This is a genomic window from Actinacidiphila sp. bgisy144 (assembly GCF_057708105.1).
This window is the reverse complement of record NZ_JBYIRM010000019.1, coordinates 86144-104352: the sequence shown is the minus strand read 5'-3', so window position 1 is coordinate 104352 and position 18209 is coordinate 86144. Positions and strand designations below refer to the sequence as shown.

Here is an 18209-nt window from a genome sequence, read left to right as displayed (position 1 = left end):
ATGGACGAACGACGGCAGTCCCCGGCGCACTCCCGTACCCCCGACCGGCCCCGCACCCCCGACCGGGCGCCGACCAGCCTCACCCAGGGCGCCGCCGGCACCGCGGGCGGCGTCGGCGCGTCCACGCTGCGCCCCGACGGCATCCTCAAGGTCACCGGCGAGTTCGCGTACGCCTCCGACCTGTGGCACGAGGACATGCTCTGGGGCCACACCCTGCGCAGCACCGTCGCCCACGCGAAGATCCTCGCCATCGACACCGCCGAGGCGCTGGCCACCCCCGGCGTCCACGCCGTCCTCACCTACGACGACCTGCCCACCGAGGTGCGCCACTACGGACTGGAGATCCGCGACACCCCGGTCCTCGCACACGGCAAGGTCCGCCACCACGGCGAACCGGTCGCGCTGGTGGCCGCCGACCACCCCGAGACCGCCCGCCGGGCCGCCGCGAAGATCCGCGTCGACTACGAGGAACTGCCGCTGGTCACCGACGAGGAGACCGCGACCGGGCCCGGCGCGGTGCTGGTGCACGAGGACCGCGACGACCACCACAGCGGGCACGTGCCGCACCCCAACATCGTGCACCGCCAGCCGATCGTGCGCGGCGACGCCGACGCCGCGGCCGCCCGCGCCGACGTGGTGGTGCGCGGCGAGTACGTCTTCGGCATGCAGGACCAGGCGTTCCTCGGCCCCGAGTCGGGTCTGGCGGTACCCGCCGAGGACGGCGGCGTCGACCTGTACGTGGCCACCCAGTGGCTCCACTCCGACCTGCGGCAGATCGCCCCGGTGCTCGGCCTGCCCGAACGCAAGGTCCGCATGACGCTCTCCGGGGTCGGCGGGGCCTTCGGCGGCCGCGAGGACCTGTCGATGCAGATCCACGGCTGCCTGCTGGCCCTGCGCACCGGCCGCCCGGTGAAGATCGTCTACAACCGGTTCGAGTCGTTCTTCGGCCATGTGCACCGGCACCCGGCCCGGCTGAGCTACGAGCACGGCGCCACCCGCGACGGCAAGCTCACCCACGTCCGCTGCCGGATCGTGCTGGACGGCGGCGCCTACGCCTCCTCCTCCCCGGCCGTCGTCGGCAACGCCGCCTCCCTGTCGGTCGGCCCCTACGCGGTGGACGACGTGGACATCGAGGCGCTCGCGCTCTACACCAACAACCCGCCCTGCGGCGCCATGCGCGGCTTCGGCGCGGTCCAGGCGTGCTTCGCCTACGAGGCCCAGATGGACAAGGTCGCAGGCGAACTCGGCCTGGACCCGGTGGAGTTCCGGCAGCGCAACGCCATGCGGCAGGGCACGCTCATGCCGACCGGGCAGCGCGTCGACTCGCCCGCGCCGGTCGCCGAACTGCTGCGCCGGGTCAAGGCGCGGCCGCTGCCGCCCGAGCAGCAGTGGCGCACCACCGAGGGCGCCGACATCCGCGCGCTGCCCGGCGGCCTGTCCAACACCACGCACGGCGAGGGCGTCGTGCGGGGCGTCGGCTACGCGGTCGGCATCAAGAACGTCGGCTTCTCCGAGGGGTTCGACGACTACTCCACCGCGCGGGTGCGGATCGAGGCGGTGGGCGGTGAGGCGGTCGCGACCGTGCACACCGCGATGGCCGAGGTCGGGCAGGGCGGCGTCACCGTGCACGCGCAGATCGCCCGCTCCGAACTCGGCGTCACCCAGGTGACGATCCAGCCCGCCGACACCCGCGTCGGCTCGGCCGGCTCCACCTCCGCCTCCCGGCAGACGTACATGACCGGCGGCGCGGTCAAGCACACCTGCGAGGCGGTACGGGAACAGGTGCTCCAGATCGGCCGGCGCCGGTTCGGCACCCACCATCCGGCGTGGGCCACCGCGGAGTTGCTGCTGGAGGACGGCCACGTGGTGACCGACGGGGGCGAGGTGCTGGCCGCCATCGCCGACGTGCTGGAGGGCGAAGCGGTGGACCTGGAACGGGAGTTCAGGCACCGCCCGACGCAGCCGTTCGACCTGCGCACCGGGCAGGGCGACGGGCACGTGCAGTACAGCTTCGCCGCGCACCGGGCCGTGGTCGAGGTGGACACCGAACTCGGCCTGGTCAAGGTGGTCGAACTCGCCTGCGCGCAGGACGTCGGCAAGGCGATCAACCCGCTGTCGGTGACCGGTCAGATCCAGGGCGGCAGCACCCAGGGCCTCGGGATCGCCGTCATGGAGGAGATCGTGGTCGACCCGAGGACGGCGAAGGTCCGCAACCCGTCCTTCACCGACTACCTGATCCCGACCATCCTCGACACCCCCACCATCCCCGTCGACGTGCTCGAACTCGCCGACCAGCACGCCCCGTACGGGCTGCGGGGCGTCGGCGAGGCCCCCACCCTGTCCTCGACCCCGGCGGTGCTGGCCGCCATCCGGCAGGCGACCGGGCTGGAGCTGAACCGCACACCGGTGCGGCCGGAGCACCTCACCGGCACCTGAGCCCGCGTGCCCGCAGTCGCGGGCCCCGGAGTCGCGTGCCCCCGAGTCCCGCTGTGTGAACCCGAGTTGAGCAAGGAGGCGGACCGCCATGCTGGACCTCGCGACCGAACTGCACCGGTGGTGCGCGCGCGGGCGGCCGTTCGCCGTCGCGACCGTGCTCGCCACCGGCGGCAGCGCCCCGCGGCAGCCCGGCGCCGCGCTCGCCGTGGACGAGGAGGGCGCCGCGGCCGGTAGCGTCTCCGGCGGGTGCGTCGAGGGCGCCGTCTACGAACTGTGCCGCGACGCGCTGTCCGGCGCGGGCCCGGCGACCGTGGTGCAGCGCTTCGGCTACTCCGACGAGGACGCCTTCGCCGTCGGCCTGAGCTGCGGCGGCGAGATCGACATCCTCGTCCAGCGGATCGACCCCCGCGCCCGGCCCGAGGTCGCCCGCGCGCTGGCCGACGCCGCCGCCGGAAGGGCCGCGGCGCTCGTCCGGGTCGCCGACGGCCCGGCCGAACTCCTCGGCCGCGCCCTGCTGGTACGCGCCGACGGGTCGTACGACGGCACCCTCGGCGACGGGCCGCGGGACCGTACGGCCGCCGGGCAGGCGCACGCGATGCTCGCGGCCGGGCGCACCGGCACCGTGGCCGTCGGACGCGACGGCAGCCGCTGCGGGCGGCCGCTGACGCTGCTGGTCGAGTCCAGCGTGCCGCCGCCGCGGATGCTCGTCTTCGGCGCGATCGACTTCGCCGCCGCGCTGGTGCGGGCCGGGAAGTTCCTCGGGTACGACGTGACCGTGTGCGACGCCCGGCCGGTGTTCACCACCGCGCCGCGCTTCCCAGGCGCGGACCGCGTCGTCGTGGAGTGGCCGCACCGCTACCTCGACGCCGAGGCTGCCGCCGGGCGGATCGACCCGCGCACCGCGGTGTGCGTCCTGACCCATGACGCGAAGTTCGACGTGCCCCTGCTGGAGCGGGCGCTGCGCCTGCCGCTCGCCTACGTCGGCGCCATGGGCTCGCGCCGCACCCACCTCCAACGGCTCGACCGGCTCCGCGCGGCCGGGCTGTCCGAAGCCGCCCTCGCCCGGCTGCGCTCCCCGATCGGCCTCGACCTCGGCGCCCGCACCCCCGAGGAGACCGCGCTGTCCATCGCCGCCGAGATCGTCGCCCTGCGCTACGGCGCCACCGGCCGCCCCCTCCGTGACTCGGGCCGCCCCATCCACGCGGTGGCCTGACCCGGCGTCCAGGCGGTGCGCCCGCGACGTCCCGGGGGGCTTCGCGGACGCGTCCTACGCCGGGGTGAAGCGGACCGTGCGCAGGTCGGGCGGGGTGGCGGCGTGGGCGGCGGCGAGCAGGCGCAGGCCCGCGGCCTCCAGGGTGTCGCGGTCGGCGGGGCGCAGCGGTGCGAAGGGGGTGACGGCGAGCGTGACGGTGGCCTTGTCGCGGGTGAAGCGCCAGGTGCCGGCGACGAAGCCGTCCACCAGGACGGTGCCGCTGACCAGGCCGTTGACGGAGATGACCCGGGACTTGGGCACGTCGCCGAGGATGCGGGTGCGGTCGGTGTGCGAGAGCAGGAGGTTGTCGAAGTCGGCGACGTAGCGGGCGGGGACGGGCGTGTCGGGGTCGGTGAGCGCGGCGTCGGGCAGGTCGTACAGCAGCCGGCCGTCCTCGGTGCGGTAGGTGCGCAGGTCGAGTGCGGTGAAGAGCTGCTTGAGGCCGGTGCGCCCGGACCACTTCTGCATGTCGGCCGCGTCGGCGGGCCCGAAGGCCGCGAGGTAGCGGCGCACCAGACCGGCCGGGTCCGGGTCGGCGTCGAGCGGTGCGCCGAGCCAGTCGTCGGCGAAGGCGTACCGCAGCCCGCCGGGTACCCCCCACACGCCGCGCGGCGGCACCTGGACCAGGGGCGCCCAGCAGCGCAGCGCGGTGACGAGCGAGGCGGGGTCGGCGGCCGGGAAGCGCGGCCCGAGCAGTTCCTTCAACTCGCCAGGCCCGAGCGGCTGTTCGGCCAGCGCCGAGCGCCCGGCGGCGATCAGCTCGGCCCGGTCCACCCCGGTGAGCCCGGCGACCCAGGGGGCGGAGCGCGGCCCGCGGTCGAGGGCCGGTTGCAGCCAGGGCCGCAACCGCAGGGCGTCCGCAGCCGTCACCAGATGCACGGTGTCGCGCATCAACGCGAGCCGTACGACGCGGCGTTCGGTGAGCAGGCGGCCGAGCGCGGCGAAGTCGAAGGCGGCCAGGCGGGTCCACAGCCCCGGATAGGCGGAGGAGGCGTTCTGCGACTGGAGGCCCAGCAGGTGGGAGACGACGTCCTCCGGGCCCATGTCGGCCGGCTCCAGGAGGAGTTGGCGGGACAGGAGGGTCCGGTTGAGGGTGCGCCGGCTGACCGGTTCGGTGACCATGGGCGCCACGGTACGGGGGCTTGCGGACGGAAACGGTCCGCGAGGCGGTGTGGCGCGGGGGATGCGGGAGCGGGGCGCACAGGGGAAGGCGCAGACCCGGGCGAGGGCGATGACCCGGGCGAAGGGGAAGACCCGGGCGGAGACGAAGGCGAGGGCGAGCGGTGATCTGGCGGCGCGGCGAACTCCCGTACGAAGGAAGGCTCTTCCCGCGGACCTTGCACGGCAAGCCGCAGGACCCGCTGCGGCCGGCCCGGCTAGCGCGCGCCCTGCTCAAGGCGGCCGGGAAGGACGAGCGGGCGAACCGGCGGCAGCCGGACCGGGCGAAGGGCGGCGCGCCGCCCTTCGACCACTGCGCGGCGCTCGTGGCCCGGCTGCCCGCGCACGAACGGCGCCGTGTCGCCCTGCGGTTGCAGCAGGAGCGCGGCGGGCTGGGCGCGGCCGACGCCGAGTGGTACGTCGGCCAGGCGCTCGCGGCGGCGCAGTGCGGGTGGCGGCCCGCGCAGGTGCACGAGCTGTTCCGCGCCGCGCTGTCCGGCACCCTCCAGGGACCGCGGCCGGCGGGCACCTGGACGGACGGCGAGCGCTCCCTCCAACTGCCGCTGGCCGCACTGGAGGAGCTGCCCGAGCAGGCGCGCGCGCCGTTCGTGTCGTATCTGCGCACCGCGCTCACCGTGCGGATGGGCTGCCGCACCGCGGCCTGGACCCCGGGCGAGGCCCCTGGACCCGCCGACGGCCGCGCACCGGAGGCTCCGGTGTCCGACCCGGCCGCGCCAGGCGCCTTCCTGGACCGGCTGCGGGCCCTGCTCGGCCTGCCCTACGACGTGGACGCCCTCCTGCCGCACGGCGACCCCTTCGCCGCCGCGGCCCGCTGCGAGCTCGGCACCGACCTCTACCGGCCGCCCGCGCTCGACCTGCTGGAGCGGCTCAGCCGCGTGACGAGCGTGCGGCCCTCCTACACCTGGCTCGGCGGCATGGGGGAGTTGCTGCACGACTCGCCCGAAACCCGCCGCGCCGTACGGCGGTTGCTGCGGGCCGCCCGTGGCGAGCCCGCCGACTGCGAGCACGCCGCACAGCTCCACCGCGGGCTGATCGGCGAGCGCACCGGGTGGCTGCTGGCCGGGCTCGCCTGGGCCGCCTGCGTCAGCAACGACCCGGAGGCCGTACGGGAGTTGGGTGAGGCCCTGCTCGCGGTGGACCGCGGGCCGAGCGGCGCGGGCCCCGCGCTCTTCCTGCGCGGGGGCCTGGCCGCACTCGCCGCGCTGGCCCGCGACCCGGCGCCCGGCCGGCACCGCCGCCTGCTGACGGGCGCGCCCGCCTCGGCGGTCCGCGCCGCCACCGAGGCCAAGGCCCGCCTCGCGCACCTGCCGCCGGCCGACGGCCGCCGCACGCTCCAGGTGCCGGCCGGCCCGTACACCGCCGTCTTCCGGGTCCGCGCCGACGGAGACGTGCGGCTGGAGTTCCGCAACCCGCACGGCCGCCACCTGGCCCACCCCCCGTCGAAGATCCGCCACGGCGACCCGGCGCTGCACACCGCCTTGCAGACCCAACTCGCCGCCCTGCGCGCCGACATGGCCGCCCACCTGGGCCTGCTCGCCGAGCTGCGGCACGCCGACCCCGGCCGGCCCATGGCCCGCTGGATCGCCGCCCACCTCGACGACCCGCTCTTCGAACCGCTCACCCGCGCGCTGGTCTGGCAGGCCGACACCCCCAACGGCCCCGTCGTCGGCATGCCGGTACGGCCCAAGCGCTCCACCGTGTGGGTGCTGCGCGACCTGCGCGGCCGCGTCCACGAACTCCCCGGCGACCTCACCGTCCGCCTCTGGGACCCCGCGTGCGCCGACGCGGCCGAGACCGCCGCCTGGACCCGGGCGGCGACCCGCCGCGCCCTCCTCCAGCCCGTCCCCCAACTCCGGCCGCACCCCTGACCCTTCGCCCCTCCCGCCGAACGCCCACCGCGGTACGGCCCGCAGCGCCGCGTCGGTCACCACCAGCCGCCGCGTGAACACCGGCATCGGCCGCCGGAACGCCCGGCCGGCCGGCCACGCACGATACGGTCCGGGCAGCACCCGCTCCGGTCCGGCGGACGCCATGCCGGTCAGCCTCGTGCCTCAAGCGGACTTGACGTCGAGTGCCGCCGCAGGCACCGGGGGAGCGGCGGGCTTTTCACCGTGGGCGCGGGAAAGTTTTTGTTATCGGGGGCGGGCGGTGGCGGTCTCCTGTGGTGCGGGCACCCAGCCCGGTCCAACGACGGAACACCGGAACACCGGACCAGCGGAACAGCAGAACGGCGGAACGCATGCGTGCAGGCGATCGGAGCGGGCCCGACCCGGCGATGGTGTCCGCGGCGCGGGACGGGGACGAGCGGGCGCTGGAGCGGCTCGTGGCGCAGTGTCTGCCGCTGGTCTACAACATCGTCGGCCGGGCGCTGGACGGCCACGACGACGTGGACGACGTGGTGCAGGAGACGCTGCTGCGGGTGGTGCGGGGCCTGGCGGACCTGCGCGACCCGGCGGCCTTCCGGTCCTGGCTGGTGGCGATCGCGGTGCGGCAGGTGCGCGACCGGGAGCAGGCCAGGAAGGCGTCCTGGCACCAGCGGACCGACCTGGACGCGGCCGAGCTGGTGGCCGACCCCGCCTCGGACTTCGCGTCGGTGACGATCCTGCGGCTGGGCCTGACCGACCAGCGCCGGGAGATCGCCGAGGCGACCCGCTGGCTGGACCACGACGACCGTACGCTGCTGGCGCTGTGGTGGCTGGAGGAGACCGGCGACATCGGCCGGGCCGAACTGGCCGACGCGCTCGGGCTCACCCGGCAGCACGCCGCGGTGAAGGTCCAGCGGATGAAGGAGCAACTGGAGACCTCGCGGATCGTGGTGCGGGCGCTGGGCGCGGCCGAACCCTGCCCGGACCTGCGCGAGATGACCGGCTCCTGGGACGGCGTGCCGAGCCCGCTGTGGCGCAAGCGGTTCGCCCGGCACATCCGGCGCTGCCCGGTGTGCGGGCGGCCCGGCTCCGCGCTGCTGCCGATGGAGCGCCTGCTCAGCGGGCTGCCGCTGCTGCCGCTGCCGGTCTCGCTCGCCGCTGTGCACGCCGGCCCGCCGCCGCTGCCCGCAACAGCCCCCGCGGCCCCAGCGACCCCCGCGAGCCCCGAACCCCCCACACCCCCCACCCAGCGCACCGCTCCGCACCCCCACCCCCCACAGCGGAGCGGTGCGCACCGGGGAGCCCACCGGCTGCGGCCGCGCCTGCTGCACGGGCCCGTCGCCGTCCCGGCCGCCGCCGTCACCGCGGTCGCGGCCGTCGCGGCGGGCGCCCTGCTCGCGGTGCATCTGGCCACCGACTCGGCGGCGCCCGCCGCCCACGCCGCGCCCGCCCCTGCCGCCACCACGGCGCGGGCCACCGCGACCCGCACCCCCACCACCTCGGCACCGACCACGCCGCCGAAGGCGACCCCCACGACCACCGCCCCCGCCACCCGTACACCCACCCCGAAGGCCGCCACCCGCGCCCCGGCTCCCGCGGCGCCGCCCGCCGCGCCCGCCACGTCCTCCCGCAAGGGCGTGGGCGTGTGGACCTTCGACGGCGTCGACGCCGCGCTCGCCCGGTCCGGCGCGAGCTGGTACTACACCTGGTCCACCGCCCACGACGGGATCAGCGGCCCCGGCTTCGTCCCGATGATCTGGGGCGCGGACAGCGCGACCTCCACGGCGCTGGCGCAGGCGAAGGCGGCCGGACCCTACCTGCTGGGCTTCAACGAACCCGACATGTCAGGCCAGTCGAACATGACCGTCGACCAGGCCCTGGCGCTGTGGCCGAAGCTGGAGTCCGCCGGGAAAGTGCTCGGCAGCCCGGCGGTCGCCTACGGCGCGGACACCGCCGGCGGCTGGCTGGACCGCTTCATGACCGGCGCGCGGCAGAAGGGCTACCGCGTCGACTTCATCACCCTGCACTGGTACGGCGGGGACTTCACCACGCCCGACGCCGTCGCCCAGCTGAAGTCCTACCTCCAGGCCGTCCACGACCGCTACCACAAGCCGATCTGGCTCACCGAGTTCGCGCTCACCGACTTCTCCGGCGGCAGCGCGCGCTACCCGAGCGACCAGCAGCAGGCCGCCTTCCTGACCGCCGCCACGACCATGCTCGACGGCCTGCCCTACCTCCAGCGCTACGCCTGGTTCGGCCTGCCGGCCAAGGACGGCGCCCCCAGCACCGGCCTGTTCCACACCGGCCCCGTCATCACCGACGAGGGCCGGGCGTTCCAGCGCGCCCGCTGACCCTGCCCCGCCGCTGACCCCCCGCGCACCCGGCCCGCCCCGAGGGGTTCCTGTGTGCTGCCTATTGTGCGGCCATGAAGCCGCTCTTATTGTTCGACTCCGGTTGGTTCTGTTGGGAGTTGACTCTTCCGAGAGCGTGGAGGCCGCAGTGCGAAGTCACCCGGGCGACGCAGGTTCCGGCAGATCAGGGCGGCGCAGGACAGGGCGCTGGTGGGCCGGGCTCGCCGCGGCCATGGCGATCGCCCTGTCCGCGGGCACCACCGCACCCGCCATGGCGGCGGGAGCCGCGCACACGGCCGCCGCCGCGAGCGCCGACCGCGCCGGCGCCGTACCCGCTGCTGCCAAGGGCGCCGCGGCGACACCCCACACCGTCACCTTCGACGGCTACTCCTTCCTCGTCGACGGCACCCGCACCTACCTGTGGTCCGGCGAGTTCCACTACTTCCGGCTGCCCAGCCCCGACCTGTGGCTGGACATCTTCCAGAAGATGAAGGCCGCCGGGTTCAACGCCACCTCCCTGTACTTCGACTGGGGCTACCACTCGCCCGCGCCGGGCGTGTACGACTTCACCGGCGTGCGAGACGTCGACAAGCTGCTCGACATGGCGCAGCAGGCCGGCCTCTACGTGATCGCCCGCCCGGCGCCGTACATCAACGCCGAGGTCGACGGCGGCGGGCTGCCCGGCTGGCTGACCACCAAGGACGAGAAGAACCGCACGGACGACCCGCAGTTCCTGAAGTACGCCGACGAGTGGCTGACGCAGATCGACCGCATCCTCGCCCGGCACCAGCTCACCAACGGCACCGGCACGGTCATCGCGTACCAGGTCGAGAACGAGTACTACGACGGGTCCGCGACGGCCCGCGCCTACATGCAGCACCTGGAGGACAAGGCCCGCGCCGACGGCATCACGGTGCCGCTCACCGGCAACAACAACGGCACCTTCAACTCCGGGACCGGCGCCCTGGACGTGGACGGCCCCGACTCCTACCCGCAGGGCTTCAACTGCTCCAACCCGGCGAAGTGGAACGGCGTCCCCGACATCAGCTACGACCACCCGGCCGGAAAGCCGCTCTACACCCCGGAGTTCCAGGGCGGCGCCTTCGACCCGTGGGGCGGCCCGGGCTACGACAAGTGCGCCCAGCTCATCGACGACAAGTTCGCCGACGTGTTCTACAAGCAGAACATCGCCGTCGGCGCCACCGCCCAGAGCTTCTACATGACCTACGGCGGCACCAACTGGGGCTGGCTCGGCGAACCGGAGAACTACACCTCCTACGACTACGGCGCCGCGATCCGCGAGACCCGCCAGCTCGACCCGAAGTACGACGAGGACAAGCTCATCGGGTACTTCACCCAGTCCGTGGCCCCGCTGACGAAGACCGACCCGATCAAGGCCGCACCACCGGACGACACCTCGGTCGTGGACACCGCCCGGCGCAACCCCGACACCGGCACCCAGTTCCATGTGCTGCGGCACGCCGACTCCACGTCCACCGCCGTCGACACCACGCACATCGCGCTGGACTTCAACGCCAAGCCCGTCACGGACACCAGCTACACCTGGGACGACCCCGACTCCGCACTTCAGTACACCGGCAGCTGGTCGCACGTGGCGAACCAGAGCTACACCGGCGGCGACTACAAGAACACCGAGACGTTCTCCCGCACCGCCGGCGACTCGGTCACCGTGCCCTTCGACGGCACCGCGGTCCGCTGGATCGGGTCGAAGACCGACAACCACGGCTACGCCGACGTCTACCTCGACGGCGCCAAGGTCGCGACCGTCGACGACTCCGGCAGCGAGAACCAGGCGGTGGTCTTCCAGAAGACGGGACTGGCCGCCGGCGCGCACACGCTGAAGATCGTGGTGGCAGGCAGCCACGCCGCGGGCTCCACCGACGACTTCGTCTCCATCGACGCCATCGACGTGCCCACCGCCGCCACCGCCGTGCCGACCTACCCGGTGGTCCCGCAGCAGCCCGGCACCGCGATCACCCTGGACGGCCGCGACTCGCACGTCATCGTCGCCGACTACCGGCTCGGCGACTCCCGGCTCCAGTACTCCACCTCCGAGATCATGACCACCGCGACCATCGGCGGCCGGGACGTCTCGGTGCTGTACGGCGACGCGGGCAGCGACGGCGAGACGGTGCTGCGCTACACCTCCCGGCCGACCGTGACCAGCACCGGCGGCAAGGTCACCACGACCTGGGACGCCGCCACCGGTGACCTGCGGCTGAACTACACGCACCAGGGCCTGATCCGGATCGGCATCAGCGGCGGCGGCTCCCGGCCGAGCCTGCTGCTCGTCGGCGACAAGCCGACCGCGGAGACCTTCTGGCGGCAGGACACCGCCACCGGGCCGGTCCTGGTCCGCGGCAGCCACCTGCTGCGCACCGCGACCAGCCAGGACGGCGGCCGCACGGTCGCCCTGACCGGCGACAACGGCGACGACAAGGACATCGAGGTCTTCACCTCCGCCGACCGCGTCACCTGGAACGGCCGCCCGCTGGGCGGCGCCACGGCCACCGCGGGCGCCGCCGGCCGCAGCGGCACCATCCCCGTCGCCGCCCCGGTGAAGCTGCCGGAGCTGACCAACTGGAAGCACGCCGAGGAGTCCCCGGAGTCGGCGCCCGGCTTCGACGACTCCAGCTGGCAGACGGCCGACAAGTCGACCACCACCAGCTCCTCCGGTATCACCTCGCTCCCGGTGCTCTACGCCGACGACTACGGCTTCCACACCGGCAACACCTGGTACCGCGGCCGGTTCCACACCGCCGACGGTGAGAAGGGCATCCACCTGGTCTCCGACTCCGGCGGCGGGGCGCAGGCGTTCTCCGCCTGGCTCAACGGCACCTTCCTCGGCAGCTCCACCACCGGCAGCGCCGACTTCACCTTCCCGGCCGGGGCGCTGAAACCCACCGGCGACAACGTCGTGTCCGTGCTGACGGTGAACATGGGCCACGAGGAGGACTACAACTCGTCCAACGGCAACAAGTCCGCGCGCGGCCTGACCAGCGCCGCCCTCATCGGCGCGCCGCTGACCCCCGTCACCTGGCGGCTCCAGGGCGTGCGGGGCGGGGAGGACCTGATCGACCCGGTGCGCGGCACCCTGTCGACCGGCGGCCTCTACGGCGAGCGGGCCGGCTGGTCGCTGCCGGGCTACCCGGACGCGTCGTGGTCGAACACCACCCTGCCGGCGACCGACACCCGGCCCGGCGTCTCCTGGTACCGCACCGACGCCCGGCTGAACCTGCCCAAGGGCCAGGACACCTCGCTCGGGCTGACCTTCACCGACGACCCGTCGCGCAAGTACCGCGCCACGATCTTCGTCAACGGCTGGCAGGTCGGCAACTACGTCAACTACCTCGGCCCGCAGCACTCGTTCCCGGTGCCGAACGGCATCCTGAACCCCGACGGCGACAACTCCATCGCCATCGCGGTGTGGAACCTGGACGGCAGCACCGGCGGCCTGGGCAAGGTCGCGCTCACCGACTACGGCAGCTACGCCTCGTCGCTGAAGGTCCGGCAGAACACCAGCCCCGGCTACGACCCGGCGAAGTACGCGATGCCGGCCGTCCCCGGCCTCACCACCGCGCTCGACGTGCCCGACGACGTGAAGTCCGGTACGGCGTTCGCCGCCACCACGACGGTGCGCGTGCCGGCCGGGCAGCCGGCGGCCACGGGCCTCACCGCCTCGCTGGGTGTGCCCGACGGGTGGAGCGCGACGGCCGTCGGCGCCGGGCTGCCCGCGCGCCTCGCGCCGGGCCGGTCGGCGACCGTCACCTGGCAGGTCCGGCCGCCGGACGGCACCCTGCCCTCCGCCGCGGTGCTCACCGCCACCACGCACTACGTCCAGCGCGGACGCGAGGCGGCCAGTTCCGACGAGCGGGTCGTCGCCGCGGTCCCGGCGGCCCCGCCGGCCGGGACGAGCGCCGTGAGCGACCTGGTGTTCCTGTCGTCCACCAACGGCTGGGGGCCGGTGGAGCGCGACACCAGCGTCGGCGAGCAGGCGGCCGGGGACGGCCGTCCGATCAGCATCGACGGCGTCGCCTCCGCCAAGGGCCTGGGCACCAACGCGGTCAGCGACGTGCAGCTCTACCTCGCCGGCCGCTGCACCCGCCTCACCGCGGACGTCGGGGTCGACGACGAGACGGGCGGTGCGGGCACGGTCACCTTCTCGGTGGTCGCCGACGGGAAGACCCTGGTCACCACGCCGACCCTGCGCGGAAAGCAGGCAGCCGTGCCGATCGACGTGGACGTCACCGGCGCCGAAGTGGTCGACCTGGTGGTGGGCGACGCCGGTGACGGGAACGGCAACGACCACGGCGACTGGGCAGCGCCGACCCTGACCTGCACCTGACCTGGGCCCGGCCCTCGGCCCGGCCCGCCCAGGGCCGGGCCCGGGGGCGCCGGGTGCCGGGTCAGGCGGGGGAGACGGGGCGGGTGCCGCGGGCGGAGTGCGGCGCCGTGCGCGGCCCGGCCGGGTCGGGCGCGCCCCAGGAGGCCGGGGGCCGCGCGGTGAGGACCGGGTCGATCGTGACGTGCCGGGCGCCGAGCGGCTCGGCCAGGCGGCGCAGCGCGGACTCCGAGAGCCGAATCCAGGGCTGGGTCGGCCCGAGGACCGAGCGCAGCCGCCGGTCGGTGGTGAAGGCGACCGCGGTGCGGGTGCCGAAGGGCGTACGCCACAGCCGTACGACGGCGCCGGCCGGACCGCGCCGGATCGGTACGTAGAGCGCTCGGCCGGTCGCCCCGTCGGACTCCTCGGCGCCACCGGCGACGGACGGCTGGTGCTGGCTCACGTGCATGGCTTCACGGTAACCCGGCGCGGCCGCCGCGTCCCCGCCGGACCGGCGGGCGCCGGCGGCGCGGACGGGCGGCGGGGTGGAGCCGGACAGGTGTACGACCCGGGGGCGCCCACGGCCGGTGACCAGGCAGGAACCCGCCGGCGCCGGCCGCCCGTGGCCGCCCCGGTGGGCGGCGGCGGTCCGAACGGGTGAACTGCGCGGCTCGGCGGTGACGGGTCGGACGTGCGCAACGTCACTGCGCGGAGCGTCCGGACCGTCCGCCCCGCGGGCTGCCGGACGCCGGATCGGCCGGGGCAACACCGCGGTCCGGCAACGTATTTGACGGCGGCGCAGGCACCTCATTAGGGTGCTGGCGTTACGAGTGGACGCTCGTAAGTGGACTGGCGGCAGTGTGGGCACGGCCCGCCCGCACCTGCGGCCGAGCGGTCTCCCGGCTCTCGCGGTGCCGTCACACCCCGTACGTGGCAGCCCCCGGAGCCGGACGTGGCGGGCGCCTGCTCAGCGCCGTACGCCGGGATCGCTCCTATGGATACGGCCCCGCCCCGCCTCTACGTGAGGCAGGGGCGGGGCCGTAGCCGTATGAGCAGGCCACCGCCCCGGCGGTGCGCACGGGGGTGCCGCACGGGCGGGGCGGTGGTCGGCGTCGGGGGGCTCGGCGGCCGGGTGTCCCGTCCCCACGATGACCCGGTCGTCGGCCCCCCGGCTTCCCCGGCTGCTTCCGCTCGGTTCGCGCCGGGGTGTCGGGGGTGCCGCGGCTACATGTGCACGGCCACGGCGTCGCCTTCGGTCGACAGGTCCGCGCGGCCGCTGCGGAACATCAGCGCCGCGAGCACGGTGCCGGCCGCGAAGAACGCCGCGGACCACCAGTAGGCCGTCGAGTAGCTGTGCAGCTGGGCGTGGGCCAGGACCAGGTTGCTCGGCGGGTTGCTGGTCGCGTGGTCCGTGACGTAGGCGGTCGCGGCGCTGGCGGCCAGCGTGTTCAGCAGCGCGGTGCCGATCGAGCCGCCGACCTGCTGCATGGTGTTGACCGCCGCGGAGGCGACACCGGCGTCGTCGGCGCGCACTCCGGAGGTGGCCACGCTCATCACGGTCGGCATCGCCAGGCCGATACCGAAGCCGATCACGATCAGCGGCGGCAGGACGTTCGCCGCGTAGGTGCTGCTCAGGTCGAGCTGGGTGAGCCAGGCCATGCCGACCGCGCCCAAGGCCATGCCCACCGGCACGATCGGCCGCGGGCCGAACTTCGGCAGCAGCGTGTTCGTCGCGAGCTGGGCGGCGACCATCAGCGAGCCGATCATCGGCAGGAAGCCCAGACCGGTCTTCACCGGGGTGTAGTGCAGCGACAGCTGGAGGTAGTAGGTCAGGAAGAGGAAGACGCCGAACATCCCGATACCGGCGATACCGAGGATGGCGAACGACGCGCCGCGGTTGCGGTCGAGCACCACACGCAGCGGCAGCAGCGGGTGCGCGGCGCGGGTCTGCGACCAGCTGAAGGCGGCCAGCAGTACCACGCCCAGGGCGAGGAAGCCCCAGGTCAGCGGGGAGCCCCAGTCGTGGCTGTCGGCGTTGGAGAAGCCGTAGACGACGCTGAACAGGCCGGTGGTGACCAGGACGGTGCCGGGCACGTCCAGCCGCGGGCGGATCGCCGGGGCGCCCTTGCGGAGCAGCGCCATGCCGCCGAAGAAGGCGACGACGGCGAAGATCAGGTTGACGTAGAGCGTCCAGCGCCAGCTGAGGTGCTCGGTGAGCACGCCGCCGAGCAGCAGGCCGATGCCGCCGCCCGCGCCGGCGATGGCGCCGTAGATGCCGAACGCCTTGGCGCGCTCCTTGGCGTCGGTGAACGTGGTGTTCAGCAGGGCCAGGGCGGCCGGGGCGAGCAGGGCGCCGAACAGGCCCTGGAGGGCGCGGCCGCTGACCAGCACCGCGAAGTTCGGGGCGGCGCCGGCCAGTGCGGAGGCGGCGGCGAAGCCGACGACACCGGTGAGGAAGACGATCTTCCGGCCGATCAGGTCCGCGAGCCGGCCGCCGAGCAGCAGCAGGCTGCCGAAGGACAGCGAGTAGGCGGTGACGATCCACTGGCGGTTGCCGTCGCTGAAGTGGAGCGCCTCCTGCGCGGAGGGCAGCGCGATGTTGACGACGGTCGCGTCGAGCACCACCATGAGCTGCGCGATCGCGATCACCGCGAGGACCCACCAGCGGTGTGACGAGGGTGCCCCTGGAGTCGGCTTGTCCAGGGCGACCGGGCTGCCCGGTGCCGGGTCGCCGACGTTCAGGTCGGCCGGGGAATGAGTCGACATGGCAAGTGACTCCTGGAAGAGGGACGGGCGGCGAACCGCGAGGAGGAACGAAACGGTTTCGTACTCTGACGTACTCGATCGACCGTACGACGCGAAATATCGAAACGCAAACGTTTCGCTGCCTGCCGGGGTGTGCGACTGCTCACAGCTTCCCGGCTCAACCCCGGCCCGGAGCCGCGGCGTCTGACTGTCAGCGTGCTGTGCGCTCCGCCGGGCCCCGGGCTCGCCGCCGTGCCCTGGGCGCGGCTCTGCGGCGTACGGCTCAGGAGTCCGCGCGGCCGGTCGCCGCGACCGCCACGCCCAGCCCGATCATCGCCAGGCCCCCAGTGCCGCCGATGGCCGCCATGCGGCGCGGCGAGCGGGCGAACCAGGTGCGGGCCGCCGACGCGGTCAGCGCCCACGCGCTGTCGCAGACCAGGGCGAGCACGGTGAAGACCAGCCCGAGCAGCAGCATCTGCTCGTGCACGCCGCCCGCCTCCCGGTTCACGAACTGCGGGAGCACAGCGGCGAAGAAGATGCAGGTCTTCGGGTTCGTCACGCCCACGACGAAGCCCTCCCACAGGGTGCGCGCGTCACTGCGGGCCCGCCCCGGCACCCTCGCCGCACCGGCCTGCACACCGGCAGCCGCGCCCGCGCCCGGTTCCGGCTCCGCGCCCGGTTCCGGCTCCGCGCCCGCCTGCGGCACGGCCGTCGCCGTCGCCGTCGCCAGGTCCGCGCGGTGGCGCCACGCCTTGACGCCCAGGAAGACCAGGTAGACCGCGCCCACCAGCTTCACGCCCGTGAAGACCGCCGCCGAGGTCGCCATCACCTCGCCCAGGCCCAGCGACACGGCCGCCGCCAGCAGGTACGCGCCGATCGCGTTGCCCACGACGCTGCCGAGCGCGGTGCGGCGGCCGTGCGCCAGTGCCCGGCCGAGGACGAACAGCACACTGGGGCCGGGGATCAGCACCAGCACCAGGGATATCCCGGCGAAGCCGAGCAGACGGTCGACGGACACGGCGAACTCCATTCAGGGCAGGGGGCCTTCCGCGTGAGCGTAGGCCGTCAGCGGCGCCGCGTCCGGTGGGTTTTCGGGGTCGCGGCCGCCCGCTTCCCCCGCCGCGGGGGAAGTACGCGCCGCCCTTACGGCAGGAGGCCCGCGCGCCGCGCGGCGACCACCGCTTCCAGGCGGGTGTGCGCGCCCAGTTTGCGCATCGCGGAGCGCAGATAGCTCTTGACGGTCTCCGGCCGCAGCCGCAACCGGGCGGCAGCCGCCGCGTTCGTCGCGCCGGAGGAGATCGCACTGAGGACGTCGAGTTCGCGCGGGGTCAACCGGGGGGCGCCGGGCGCCGGCCCGGTCCGCGCGGCCGGCGGCGCCGCGCCGGCCGCCGCGAGCCGGGTGCACGCCCCCAGCAGCTCGTCCCGCAGGCGCGGGTCCGGCACCTTCCCCGCCAGCGCCCGCAACTCCGCGTGCGCCTCCCGCACTTCCTCCCACGCCCGCGGGTCCGCGGACACCGGCGCCTGCGCGAGGGACAGCAGCCGCTGCGCCTCGTCCCTTATCACCAGCGCCTGTTCCAGCTCCCGCGCCGCGTCCACCGCCACGTTCAGCGGCCGGTCGCCCAGCGCGAACGGCTGCCGCAGCGCCCCGTAGAGCACCCCGCGCACCCGCCGCTGCACCACGATCGGCACCGCGAGCACCGACCGCAGGCCCTCACTGGCCACCGCCGCGTCGTACTCGTGGCTGATCACCCGCGACTCGCGGTACTCGGTGACCGCGTACGGGCGGCCCATCGCCAGCGTCTTGCCGCCCAGGCCGTTGCCGGTGGTGATCGCGAGGCCGCGCAGCGACTCGGTGGCCGTGCCCGCCAGCTCGCTGATCCGGAACTGCCGCGCCCCGTACCCGGCCGGCAGCCCGCCGCCGCCCGGCACCAGCCCGCCGAACGACACCGGAAGCAGCCCCGACCTGCGCATCCGCAGCAGCGCAGCACGCACCTCGACCGACTCGCCGCGTCCGTTCACCCGCATTCACCCCCTCACCC

The 18209-nt window shown here is 74.6% G+C and carries 10 protein-coding genes; 5 read left to right on the top strand and 5 right to left on the bottom strand.

Annotation, left to right across the window (positions count from 1 at the left end; all coding sequences use genetic code 11):
• Together pucD and AC3EVP_RS22230 are read left to right on the top strand one after the other, a co-directional pair.
• Positions 1 to 2436, top strand: coding sequence for a xanthine dehydrogenase subunit D (pucD, locus tag AC3EVP_RS22235; RefSeq protein ID WP_435132164.1), 2436 nt, complete (start codon positions 1 to 3; stop codon positions 2434 to 2436).
• 88 nt (positions 2437 to 2524) lie between these two features.
• Complete coding sequence (locus AC3EVP_RS22230; protein WP_435132161.1) at positions 2525 to 3649, top strand: XdhC family protein; 1125 nt, start codon at positions 2525 to 2527, stop codon at positions 3647 to 3649.
• A 54-nt stretch (positions 3650 to 3703) separates the two neighbouring features.
• Here the strand turns inward: AC3EVP_RS22230 and AC3EVP_RS22225 are convergent, their stop codons facing one another.
• A complete protein-coding gene (locus tag AC3EVP_RS22225; RefSeq protein WP_435132158.1) occupies positions 3704 to 4810 on the bottom strand; it encodes a winged helix DNA-binding domain-containing protein in 1107 nt (368 codons plus the stop codon).
• A gap of 161 nt (positions 4811 to 4971) precedes the next feature.
• Here AC3EVP_RS22225 and AC3EVP_RS22220 point away from each other — a divergent pair, with 161 nt between their 5' ends.
• The 3 genes from AC3EVP_RS22220 (at position 4972) to AC3EVP_RS22210 (ending at position 13449) form a co-directional block, all read left to right on the top strand.
• Complete coding sequence (locus tag AC3EVP_RS22220) at positions 4972 to 6735, top strand: DUF4132 domain-containing protein (RefSeq protein WP_435132156.1); 1764 nt, start codon at positions 4972 to 4974, stop codon at positions 6733 to 6735.
• Positions 6736 to 7106: 371 nt separating this feature from the next.
• The gene (locus AC3EVP_RS22215) at positions 7107 to 9083 is read left to right on the top strand and encodes a sigma-70 family RNA polymerase sigma factor (protein WP_435132153.1); all 1977 of its coding nucleotides are present in this window, start codon (positions 7107 to 7109) and stop codon (positions 9081 to 9083) included.
• Positions 9084 to 9315: 232 nt separating this feature from the next.
• Positions 9316 to 13449: a beta-galactosidase gene (locus AC3EVP_RS22210; RefSeq protein ID WP_435132319.1), complete on the top strand. Its 4134-nt coding sequence runs from the start codon at positions 9316 to 9318 to the stop codon at positions 13447 to 13449.
• 61 nt (positions 13450 to 13510) lie between these two features.
• On the opposite strand, the gene AC3EVP_RS22205 is transcribed toward AC3EVP_RS22210, so the two are convergent.
• The 4 genes from AC3EVP_RS22205 to AC3EVP_RS22190 all read right to left on the bottom strand — a co-directional run bounded on the left by AC3EVP_RS22205 (position 13511) and on the right by AC3EVP_RS22190 (position 18195).
• Positions 13511 to 13894 carry an SAV_915 family protein gene (locus tag AC3EVP_RS22205; RefSeq protein ID WP_435132151.1) on the bottom strand — a complete coding sequence of 128 codons (384 nt, stop codon included), beginning with the start codon at positions 13892 to 13894 and terminating at the stop codon, positions 13511 to 13513.
• A 755-nt stretch (positions 13895 to 14649) separates the two neighbouring features.
• Positions 14650 to 16191, bottom strand: a complete 1542-nt coding sequence (locus AC3EVP_RS22200) for an MFS transporter (protein ID WP_335979677.1) — start codon at positions 16189 to 16191, stop codon at positions 14650 to 14652.
• A 262-nt stretch (positions 16192 to 16453) separates the two neighbouring features.
• Positions 16454 to 17200, bottom strand: a complete 747-nt coding sequence (locus AC3EVP_RS22195; RefSeq protein ID WP_435132148.1) for a LysE family translocator — start codon at positions 17198 to 17200, stop codon at positions 16454 to 16456.
• A 113-nt stretch (positions 17201 to 17313) separates the two neighbouring features.
• Positions 17314 to 18195, bottom strand: a complete 882-nt coding sequence (locus AC3EVP_RS22190; RefSeq protein WP_335979673.1) for a helix-turn-helix transcriptional regulator — start codon at positions 18193 to 18195, stop codon at positions 17314 to 17316.
• Positions 18196 to 18209: the final 14 nt, after the last annotated feature.

Bases quoted from the DNA above. Each gene is read 5' to 3' on its own strand.
- pucD (WP_435132164.1), top strand. From the start codon at position 1: ATGGACGAACGACGGCAGTCCCCGGCGCACTCCCGTACCCCCGACCGG.
- AC3EVP_RS22230 (WP_435132161.1), top strand. From the start codon at position 2,525: ATGCTGGACCTCGCGACCGAACTGCACCGGTGGTGCGCGCGCGGGCGG.
- AC3EVP_RS22225 (WP_435132158.1), bottom strand. From the start codon at position 4,810: ATGGTCACCGAACCGGTCAGCCGGCGCACCCTCAACCGGACCCTCCTG.
- AC3EVP_RS22215 (WP_435132153.1), top strand. From the start codon at position 7,107: ATGCGTGCAGGCGATCGGAGCGGGCCCGACCCGGCGATGGTGTCCGCG.
- AC3EVP_RS22210 (WP_435132319.1), top strand. From the start codon at position 9,316: ATGGCGATCGCCCTGTCCGCGGGCACCACCGCACCCGCCATGGCGGCG.
- AC3EVP_RS22205 (WP_435132151.1), bottom strand. From the start codon at position 13,894: ATGCACGTGAGCCAGCACCAGCCGTCCGTCGCCGGTGGCGCCGAGGAG.
- AC3EVP_RS22200 (WP_335979677.1), bottom strand. From the start codon at position 16,191: ATGTCGACTCATTCCCCGGCCGACCTGAACGTCGGCGACCCGGCACCG.
- AC3EVP_RS22195 (WP_435132148.1), bottom strand. From the start codon at position 17,200: ATGGAGTTCGCCGTGTCCGTCGACCGTCTGCTCGGCTTCGCCGGGATA.
- AC3EVP_RS22190 (WP_335979673.1), bottom strand. From the start codon at position 18,195: ATGCGGGTGAACGGACGCGGCGAGTCGGTCGAGGTGCGTGCTGCGCTG.